The organism is Intrasporangium sp., from assembly GCF_035280925.1.
Lineage (GTDB): Bacteria > Actinomycetota > Actinomycetes > Actinomycetales > Dermatophilaceae > Intrasporangium.
In genome coordinates this window covers 1-7,232 of the sequence record NZ_DATEEY010000151.1, presented here as the reverse complement: position 1 = coordinate 7,232, position 7,232 = coordinate 1, and the positions used below count along the sequence as shown (strand labels likewise).

Here is a 7,232-nt window from a genome sequence, read left to right as displayed (position 1 = left end):
TGCGGATGCGCACGACCTACGACATCGAGATGATGCGGCAGGTCGGCTTCTGCTCCGGCATCGAGAACTACTCCCGGCACATCGACGGCCGCGGTCCGGGGTCGGCGCCGAACTGCCTGCTCGACTACTTCCCGGAGGACTTCCTGCTCGTCATCGACGAGTCGCACCAGACGGTGCCGCAGATCGGCGCGATGTACGAGGGGGACATGTCCCGCAAGCGGATGCTCGTCGAGCACGGCTTCCGCCTGCCGAGTGCCATGGACAACCGGCCGCTCAAATGGGAGGAGTTCCTCGAGCGGATCGGCCAGACGGTCTACCTCTCCGCGACGCCGGGCGAGTACGAGCTGGCCAAGTCGGCCAAGGGCGGGCCGCCCGTCGAGCAGATCATCCGCCCGACCGGCCTCGTCGACCCAGACGTGGTGCTCAAGCCGACCAAGGGCCAGATCGACGACCTGATCCACGAGATCCAGCTGCGAGTCGACAAGGACGAGCGCGTCCTCGTGACGACGCTGACGAAGAAGATGGCCGAGGACCTCACCGACTACCTGCTCGACAAGGGGATCCGGGTCCGCTACCTGCACAGCGACATCGACACCCTCCGTCGGGTCGAGCTGCTGCGCGAGCTGCGCACCGGCGTGTTCGACGTGCTCGTCGGGATCAACCTGCTGCGTGAGGGACTCGACCTCCCCGAGGTGTCCCTGGTCTCGATCCTCGACGCCGACAAGGAGGGCTTCCTGCGGTCGACACGATCGCTCATCCAGACCATCGGCCGCGCCGCCCGCAACGTGTCCGGCCAGGTGCACATGTATGCCGACAAGGTCACGCCATCGATGCAGGACGCGCTCGAGGAGACGAACCGCCGCCGTGACAAGCAGCTGGCGTACAACCGCGAGATGGGCATCGACCCGCAGCCGTTGCGCAAGAAGATCGCGGACATCACCGACCTGCTCCAGCGGGAGGACGCCGACACCCAGGAGCTCATCGGCTCCGGGCGCATGCAGTCCCGGGGCAAGAGCGGCGCTGGGCGGGGTGCGGTGGCGGCTGACGTCGGCGTCTCGGCCGGCGTGCGTGGCGAGAGGCCGTCCGACCTCGCCGCCGCTGATCTGTCGGGTCTGATCCAGGAGCTGACCGCGCAGATGCACCAGGCGGCAGCCGAGCTGCACTTCGAGCTGGCCGCGCGACTGCGGGACGAGGTGAGCGAGCTGAAGAAGGAGCTCCGCCAGCTGACCGCGGCGACGCGCTGAGCTGGCCTCCCGCCCCCTTTCAGTCGAGTGGGCGCTTCGCGCCGGGCCTGAAGTGCCCACTCGACGGGGACGCGAAAGAGTCCACCGGTGAGACGCAATTTGGGCGTTGGGCCGAGAGGATGAAAGACTCAGGCGTTCACGGAGGGGAGTATCCCCGAAGCGATGGGCTCGTCATCACGGCTCCGACTCGGTCGGTCCCGGGCCCGTCGGGCCGGCCTGCTGGGCGGGAGAGACCTCCGGTTGCTGACGCTGTCCTGACCGACGCTGTAACCGGAAGGTGCCCACATGAACGTCCCCGCCTGGGGCTGGTATCTCACGATCGGGTTGATGACGGTCGTGCTGGTCATCGACGTCTTCGTCATCGCCCGCCGGCCCCACGTCCCCTCCATGGGAGAGGCCGGCCGCCACCTGGCCTTCTATGTGACGGCCGCGATCCTCTTCGGACTCTTCGTCTGGTGGCAGTGGGGCGGGCGGTTTGCGGGCGAGTACTACGCCGGCTGGCTCACCGAGTACTCGCTGTCGGTCGACAACCTCTTCGTCTTCCTGCTCATCATGAGCAGCTTCCGGGTCCCTCAGCGGTTCCAGCAGTCCGCGTTGATGATCGGCATCGTCATCGCCATCGTCCTCCGTGGCATCTTCATCGCCCTCGGCGCCGTCGTCATCAACGCGTATGCCTGGGTCTTCTACATCTTCGGGGCCTTCCTCATCTACACGGCGATCAAGCTGGCCAAGGGTGGGGAGACCGACGACGACGAGTACCACGAGAACCGCTTCCTCCTGTGGGTCGAGAAGACCTTCCCGGCGACCAAGGAGTGGCACGGAGTCCGGCTCTTCGTCGTCCGGAACGGCAAGCGCCTCATCACGCCCATGATGATCGTCATCCTCGCCCTGGGGACGACGGACCTGCTCTTCGCGCTCGACTCGATCCCCGCGATCTACGGACTGACCAAGGAGCCGTACCTCGTCCTCACGGCAAACATCTTCGCCCTGATGGGTCTACGCCAGCTGTACTTCCTCATCGGCGGCCTGCTCACCCGCCTGGTCTACCTCAGCATCGGGCTGGCGATCCTGCTCGGCTTCATCGGCGTCAAGCTCGTCATGCACGCACTCCACGAGAACAACCTGCCGTTCGTCAACGGCGGCGAGCCGATCCACGGCGTGCCCGACATCCCGATCAGCGTGTCGCTGGGTGCGATCGTCCTCATCCTCGGCGTCACGACGGTTGCGAGCCTGCTCAAGACGCGCCGCGATGCCCGTGCAGCAGGCGACCCAACCGCTCCGATCGACGTGGACTCCGGCTCGCGTCGCGGCTCGAGCTGACGACGGGACTCAGCCCGGGCCGACCAGGGCGTCCGGCGGGTCCGGCTTCGTCTTCGCGGCGAGCACGAGAGCGCTGGCGACGACGACGAGGAACAGTCCCAGCACCTGACTGCGCTCCAGGACCTGGTCGAGGACGAGCAGGCCTGCGAGCGCCGCCACGGCTGGTTCGAGGCTGAGCAGGATGCCGAATACGCGCTGGCTCAGGTGCCGAAGGGCCATGAGCTCCAAGGAGTAGGGCAGGACGGAGCTCAGCACGGCGATGCCGAGGCCGAGACCCACGATCGTCGGCGTCCACGCGTCGACCGAGGCGAGCCCGAACGGCGCCACGACGGCGGTCGACACGACGAGTGCGAGGGCCAGCCCGTCCAGACCGGTGAAGAGGGTCCCGGTGCGCTGGCTGAGCACGATGTAGGCCGCCCACATCGCCCCCGCCACCGCCGCCCAGAGCAGGCCGATGGGCTCGAACCGGCCCCACGTGGCGTCGGTCGCCCCCGAGACGAGCGCGACTCCCAGACCCGCGGCGAGCACCGCAGCCACATCCCGGGGTCGTCGGCTCAGCACGGCGGCCAGGGTGAGTGGACCCAGGAACTCGATGGTGACCGCGACCCCGATCGGGAGGTAGGCGAGCGACGAGTAGAAGGCCGTGTTCATGGCCGCGAGCGCGAGACCGAAGAGAACCACGGTGCGCCACGCCTTGCGGGAGCGCCCACGCAGCCGCGGTCGGGCAACGGCACACAGGATGAGCATGGCGAAGGAGAGGCGCAGCAGCACCGAGCCGACCGCCCCGATCCTGGGCACGAGGGTGGCAGCGAGCGCCCCACCGAACTGGACCGACACCACGCCGGCCAGAACGAGCAGCGGCGCGGTCGAGCGATCGATCCTCATCGGCGCGCTCGGAGCTGGCGGCCAGGCGACACGGACGTCATCCTTCCATGTGACACGCGGGACCCCTGAGGCCAGAAGGGCTGACATGGGCCGGGCTGTCGTCGTACCGTCAAGTCATGGGCGAGATCACGGTCGTGGCCATGGAAGCTCCGAAGCACCGCCCGGACCCGGACGACTCCCTGGTCGTCATGCAGGGGTGGCTGCACGCACCGCCTGACTGGGACGGGACACGGCTGGAGCGGCTCTGGAACGCGAAGCATGGCCGGTCGCGGCTGGGCATCGGGCTCTGCGTCGCCAACAACCCGAGGCGCCACTTCGTCGTGAGCAACGTCCCCTACGACGTCGAGCTCGTGCGGGCCGAGCTCGAGTCCCTCATCGCCGAGCTCGATGCGGATCCGGGCCAGGAGACCGTTCCGGCGTAGTCCGGTCGGACGTCTGGCACGCGGTTCAGGGTGGCTCGGCGCCGCTCGGCACGCTCACCAGCCCCGCTCGCGCCACTCCTGCAGATGTGGCCGCTCCGTGCCGAGCGTCGAGTCGTCACCGTGGCCGGGATAGAACCAGGTGTCGTCGTCGTACACGTCGAAGATTCGCGTCGTCACGTCCTCGATGAGCGACTCGAAGCTCTGGCCGGGGTTCTTCGTGTTGCCGACGCCGCCCGGGAAGAGGGAGTCGCCCGTGAACAGGTGCGTGCCGCCTGCTGGGTCCCGGTAGGCGAGGGCGACTGAGCCAGCGGTGTGCCCACGCAGGTGGATGACGTCCAGCGTGATCTCCCCGAACCGCACCCGGTCGCCCTGCCGCACGGGCTCGTCGACGCGGACCGGCAGCTCGTCCGCGTCCGCGGCGCCGGCAAGCGTGCGAGCCCCCGTCGCGGCCACGACCTCCGCCAGGGCTCGTACGTGGTCCCAGTGCCGGTGCGTGGTGACGACGGCGTCCAACCCGTCTCCGCTGTCGCGGACCAGCTCGACGATGCGCGGGGCGTCGTCGGCCGCGTCGATGAGCAGCTGGCGGCGAGTCGCGTTGCACGTCAGCAGGTAGACGTTGTTGCTCATCTGCGAGACGGCAAGCTTGCGGATGGTCAGGTCCGGCAGCGCGCGCACCTCCACAGGGCCACCTGGCACCACTCGGCCGGTATAGGTGTCGGCCATGGCTCAACCTCCGAACGGCAACGGGGGCAGCGGAGCGGCCGGCTCCTCGAGCCCGTCGGTGCGGCCCCGCGCCAGCCAGTGCAGCACTCCCCAGCGCGAACCGACGATGGTCGTGCTGCCATCCCCGATGGTCCACTCGTCGTCCTGGTCGGTCCGGATCGCGAGCCCTGGGGCGCCGTCCGACGAGGCCAGTCGTGCGACCGTGTCGACGAGGAAGAGGTGGACGAGCTCGTCGGGCGTGTCCGCGAACCCATAGCCGGCATCGAGGTCGACGTGGTGCCACACCACCTCGCGCAGCCGCATGAACGGCACGCGCTCGGCTGCGATGAGCTGTCCGCCGGGCACCCGCTCCACGGTGGTGCCGACGTGCTCGACGCCCAGGCGAATGATCTGCGGCGCCAACGCAGCTGCCTGGGTGCGGACGTCCGAGGCAAGCTCGGCCGCAGACCGGCCTGCCCCCGACTCGATGTCGGCATCGCGCGCCTCGACCGAGTCGTACATCGTGTCCGGCTCACCGGTCAGCACCGCCGCACACACGCGGGAGAGCGCCTCCGCGTTGCGGGCGAGGTGGGTCAGCACGTGCCCGCGCGTCCACCCCGGGCACAGCGAGGGAGCGCGGACATCAGCGTCGCCCAGCCGCTCCGCGGTGGCCACGAGCCGCTCCGTCTCGCTGGGGAGGTGCTCCGTGGACAGGTCAATGAGGTGCATGCCGTGCCTTTCCGGTGGCTTCGGCCAGCGCGAGGGCCGCGCCGACGAGGGTGAGGTGCGAGAAGGCCTGGGGGAAGTTGCCGACCATGCGTTCGTGGATCGGGTCGTACTCCTCGGACAGCAGCCCGACGTCGTTGGCCAGCCCGACGAGTCGGTCCATGAGCGCCGTCGCCTCGGCCAGCATGCCCGCCTTCGCATAGGCCGTGACGAGCCAGAACGAGCAGGCCAGGAAGGGGTGCTCGTCGCCTCTCAGCCCGTCAACGCCCGCCTCGGTCCGGTAGCGCAGCACCAGGCCGCCCCGCATCAGCTCGCGCTCCACGGCGCGGATCGTCCCCAGCATCTTGGGGTCGTCGCCGGCAATGAAGCCAACAGCCGACAGCGTGAGCAGTGACGCGTCGACCTCGGTCGTGTCGTAGTGCTGGACGAAGGTCTGCTTCTCCTCGTTCCAGCCCTTCTCCATCACCTCGGCGCGGACCTGCTCCCGCAGCTCGCGCCAGCGGTCGGCCGGGCCCTCGAGCCCGTGCTCCTCGACGCCCTGGATGGCCCGGTCGAACGCAGCCCAGACCATGACCCGAGAGTGGGTGAAGTGGCGCTGTGGGCCGCGGACCTCCCACAGTCCGTTGTCCTGCGCCTGCCAGCGCTCGGCCAGGTTGTCCATGAGCACACGTTGGAGCATCCACGAGTCCTGGTTGTCGGACAGTCCCTGCTGGCGGCCGTGCTCGAGGGCGATCATGACCTCGCCGAGGACGTCGGTCTGCCACTGCTCCACGGCGCCGTTGCCGATTCGCACCGGCCGCGAGTCGGCATATCCGGGCAGGTGGTCGAGCTCGCGTTCCGGGAGGTCCCGCGCACCGTCGACGCAGTACATGATCTGGATGTCCTCGGGGTCTCCGGCGACCGCGCGGAGCAGCCACTGCCGCCACGACTCGGTCTCCTCGACGTAGCCACACCCGAGGAGTGCCTCGAGGGTCAGCGCCGCGTCCCGGAGCCAGCAGAACCGGTAGTCCCAGTTGCGCTCACCGCCGAAGTCCTCCGGGAGGGACGTCGTGGGCGCAGCGACGATGCCGCCGGTGACTCCATGGGTGAGCAGGCGCAGCACGAGGATGGAGCGGGTGACGGCGTTCTCGTAGGGGCCGTCGTAGTCGCTCCGGGCCGCCCACTGGCGGCTGCGCTGGATGGTCTCGGCGATGCGGCTCAGGACCTTGAGCGGCGGCGGGATCGACGCGACGCTGCTGAACCAGGTCGTCGCGAAGGCGAGGTTCTCGCCTGCGGAGATCTCGAACTCGTCGACGTGGGTCCAGTGCTCGGCATGGGGCAGCCGTGCCCCGCGGAGGACGATCATGTCCGGTCCAGCCATCGCCGTGATGATCTGGTCGATCCCGGCCTCGCGTTCCTCGGTGTGCCGGCTCACGAACGGCTTGGTCCGGCCATAGCTGAATCGCACGATCCACTCGTGACGCATCCGGACGGTTCCCGTCACGCCCTCGATGCGCCGGAGGACGTCGGCTCGTCCGTCGCCGAGCGGCATGACATCGAGCACCCGGACCACCCCGGTCGAGGTCTTGTGGGTGGTCTCGAGGACGAAGGAGTCGTCGAGGTACCGACGCGTCGTCCTGGTGTCCGGATCGACCGGCCGGATGAGCCACCGACCGTTGTCGGGGGTGCCGAGGAGTGCCGCGAAGCAGGCGTGCGAGTCGAACCGCGGCAGGCAGAGCCAGTCGATCGAGCCCTCGCGGCTGACGAGTGCGGCCGTCTGCATGTCGCCGATGACCGCGTAGTCCTCGATGGGAGTGGCGTTCGAGGTCCGCTGGCTCCCGCTCATACTCATGCAGTATGCCTACCCATGGGGGGCTCCGCCCCCCATGCACCCCCCGAGAAGGCGACGCCCCCCATGCACCCCCCGAGAGGGCGACGCCCCCCATGCACCCCC

At 69.0% G+C, this 7,232-nt stretch carries 7 protein-coding genes; 3 read left to right on the top strand and 4 right to left on the bottom strand.

Going from position 1 to position 7,232, the window contains the following annotated elements; genetic code table 11:
- Positions 1 to 1,244 (top strand): helicase-related protein (locus VJN29_RS14015; protein WP_324144247.1); only part of this gene is annotated, 1,244 nt, incomplete at its 5' end.
- 285 nt (positions 1,245 to 1,529) lie between these two features.
- Positions 1,530 to 2,564: a TerC family protein gene (locus VJN29_RS14010; RefSeq protein ID WP_324144246.1), complete on the top strand. Its 1,035-nt coding sequence runs from the start codon at positions 1,530 to 1,532 to the stop codon at positions 2,562 to 2,564.
- A 9-nt stretch (positions 2,565 to 2,573) separates the two neighbouring features.
- Here VJN29_RS14010 and VJN29_RS14005 read toward each other — a convergent pair whose 3' ends face one another.
- Positions 2,574 to 3,449, bottom strand: a complete 876-nt coding sequence (locus tag VJN29_RS14005) for an EamA family transporter (RefSeq protein WP_324144245.1) — start codon at positions 3,447 to 3,449, stop codon at positions 2,574 to 2,576.
- A gap of 116 nt (positions 3,450 to 3,565) precedes the next feature.
- Between VJN29_RS14005 and VJN29_RS14000 the strand changes: the two genes are divergently transcribed.
- On the top strand, positions 3,566 to 3,871 hold the full coding sequence (locus tag VJN29_RS14000; protein ID WP_324144244.1) for a hypothetical protein: 306 nt from the start codon (positions 3,566 to 3,568) through the stop codon (positions 3,869 to 3,871).
- A 54-nt stretch (positions 3,872 to 3,925) separates the two neighbouring features.
- Here VJN29_RS14000 and VJN29_RS13995 read toward each other — a convergent pair whose 3' ends face one another.
- The 3 genes from VJN29_RS13995 to VJN29_RS13985 are packed head-to-tail and all read right to left on the bottom strand — an operon-like array spanning position 3,926 to position 7,130.
- Positions 3,926 to 4,594: an MBL fold metallo-hydrolase gene (locus VJN29_RS13995; RefSeq protein ID WP_324144243.1), complete on the bottom strand. Its 669-nt coding sequence runs from the start codon at positions 4,592 to 4,594 to the stop codon at positions 3,926 to 3,928.
- Positions 4,595 to 4,597: 3 nt separating this feature from the next.
- Complete coding sequence (locus VJN29_RS13990) at positions 4,598 to 5,302, bottom strand: maleylpyruvate isomerase family mycothiol-dependent enzyme (protein ID WP_324144242.1); 705 nt, start codon at positions 5,300 to 5,302, stop codon at positions 4,598 to 4,600.
- Positions 5,289 to 7,130: a glycoside hydrolase family 15 protein gene (locus VJN29_RS13985; protein ID WP_414654378.1), complete on the bottom strand. Its 1,842-nt coding sequence runs from the start codon at positions 7,128 to 7,130 to the stop codon at positions 5,289 to 5,291. The genes VJN29_RS13990 and VJN29_RS13985 overlap by 14 nt, the downstream gene beginning before the upstream one ends.
- Positions 7,131 to 7,232: the final 102 nt, after the last annotated feature.